The 1967-nt window shown below is 76.1% G+C and carries 2 protein-coding genes and 1 pseudogene; 1 reads left to right on the plus strand and 2 read right to left on the minus strand.

Annotated elements, in window-relative coordinates:
• Window positions 1-352: pseudogene (locus tag ACFU7Y_RS43465) on the plus strand (hypothetical protein); the annotation flags it as partial.
• On the opposite strand, the gene ACFU7Y_RS43470 reads toward ACFU7Y_RS43465, so the two are convergent.
• On the minus strand, window positions 349-1275 hold the full coding sequence (locus ACFU7Y_RS43470; protein ID WP_263455442.1) for a CU044_5270 family protein: 927 nt from the start codon (window positions 1273-1275) through the stop codon (window positions 349-351). The pseudogene ACFU7Y_RS43465 and the gene ACFU7Y_RS43470 overlap by 4 nt on opposite strands.
• The gene (locus tag ACFU7Y_RS43475) at window positions 1272-1913 is read right to left on the minus strand and encodes an RNA polymerase sigma factor (RefSeq protein WP_380771979.1); all 642 of its coding nucleotides are present in this window, start codon (window positions 1911-1913) and stop codon (window positions 1272-1274) included. The genes ACFU7Y_RS43470 and ACFU7Y_RS43475 overlap by 4 nt, the downstream gene beginning before the upstream one ends.
• Between the last annotated feature and the right edge of the window lie 54 nt (window positions 1914-1967).

Genomic DNA, 1967 nt, shown 5'->3' on the forward strand with positions numbered 1-1967 from the left:
CGCGCTGGCACCACTCGTCGCCCGATGGCTGGAACGGGGCAGCAACGAGGCCGAGTTGGCCCAGGCCCTGCTCCCCGGGCTGCCGCAGCCGATGCACTCCCCGGCGGCGATCCTCCGGGATCGCCTGCAACGCAAGCTGCCGCCGGAACGCCCGGCGCCCCCGCCGACGCCGTACGCCGAGTGCGGCCGCTGCCACGACCCGGTGCCCCGGCCGGGGATCTGCCGCGCCTGCGCGGGCCTCGGCACGAGAACCGTCGCCGTCGGCACCGGCGCGCCCGCCACCCCCGGGGGCGTCGCCCGGGCCCGCGCGGCCCTGCGGGGGTGGCCTCGGCAGCCGGCCGCCGCCCGTTAGGGGCGGGTGCCGGGCTGGTCGACGATGGCGCGGGCGAGGACGGCCATCTGGCCGGTGATGTCGCCCTTCTTGAAGGTCGAGCCGTCGGCGAGGGCCACGGTGCGCTCGCCGAGGAAGGTGTAGTCGGCGCGGTCGAAGATCCACTGGGACTCGACCTTCCCGCCGCCGTCCCGGCGCGCGACCGCGATGCCGGGGCGGCCGGCGGCGTCGGTCACCGAGTCGATCACCGTGACGCCGGGGATCTTCGCGGCCGCCCGGTAGAGCGCGGCGCTGACGGCCGGTGGGGCGATCTGCTCGCGCAGGAGGTCGCCGACGGTCCTGAACGCCTCCTCGTCGGGGCCGGGCCCGAGGCCTGCGGTATCGGCGTGGATCCTGGCCAGCAGCGCGTCCGGGTCGGTCGGCAGGGCGGCGACGTAGGCGTAGCTGCCGATCCCGGAGTAGGGCACCGGTTCGGGCTCCCCGTGCTCGTCGCTTCCTCCGGGATTCGGCAGATGCCCGTCCAGGAGCAGCAGTTCCCGCCTGCTGCCGTCGACGGACCTCCAGAGCTCCCGGTCCCGCGCCGCCTCGCCCTCCGACTTCGCCCAGTCGTCCAGGCTCTTCACGTAGACGAACTGGTCCCCGCGTACGGCCGGGGCGGACTGCTGTTCGGCGGCCCGCGCCGCGCGGTCCAGGACGACCGCCGCCACCGGCCGAGTGGAGTCGGCGCCCCGCTCCACCGGGCCGCCGGCCAGGACCAGGGACAGCGCCAGGCCGCCCGCCAGCGCGGGCAGGGCCACCCAGCCGAGCCGGATCCGCCGCGCACCGGCCGCCGGCCCGCGTGCGAACTCGCTCATCAGGTGCCCCCGCAGCTGCCGTCGGCGGTCGGCGGAGAGCCCCGGCCCCGTGGGCGGTGGCAGCAGTTCGTCCTCGTTCATCGGGTTCATCGGGTCCTCCCCGGTGTCGTCGACCTGGCCGCTTCGGTGCGGCCACCCCGTACCTGTCCGGTGTCCGCAGGGAGTTCCCGCCCGCCCCGGAGCTCCTCGTCCGCCAGCGCGCGCAGCTTGGTACGGGCGCGCGAGAGCCGGGAGCGCACCGTGCCGATCGGCACCCCGAGTGCCTCGGCCGCGCTCGCGTAGTCCAGGCCCGCCAGGACGCAGAGTCCGAACACCTCGCGCTCGGCCCTCCGCAGCCCGCCCAGCGCCCGCCGCACGGCGGCGAGCCGGGCGTCGTCGTCGAGCCGTCCGACCAACTCCTCGGCGAAGTCCGGCAGTACGCCGCGGTCGGGAATCCGCGCCATCGCCGCCCGGTGCCGCCGGGCCGCCCGGGTCGTGTTGCGCAGGACGTGGGCGGCTATCCCGAACAACCAGGGCCGCACCGGCCCGTCGTCCTCCCGCAGCTTGCCGCGCAGGCGCCATGCTTCGAGGAACGTCAGCTGGACGACGTCCTCCGCGGCCGCCCGGTCCCCCACCACCCGCGCCGCGTACCGGTACAGGTCGTCCGCCGTCTCATCGAACAACTCCCCGAACGCCCACTGATCTCCGCTCCTCAATCGCGCCCGCTGTGACAGTTCCACGTCCCCCACCTGTCCGCACGGGCCGCCGGGTTCCCAGCGGAGTACGGCGGAGGCCCCCCCCCA

The organism is Kitasatospora sp. NPDC057542 (assembly GCF_042801945.1).
Classification (GTDB): domain Bacteria; phylum Actinomycetota; class Actinomycetes; order Streptomycetales; family Streptomycetaceae; genus Kitasatospora.

Coding starts and splice junctions, on each gene's coding strand:
- ACFU7Y_RS43470 (WP_263455442.1), bottom strand. CDS start 1,275: ATGAACCCGATGAACGAGGACGAACTGCTGCCACCGCCCACGGGGCCG.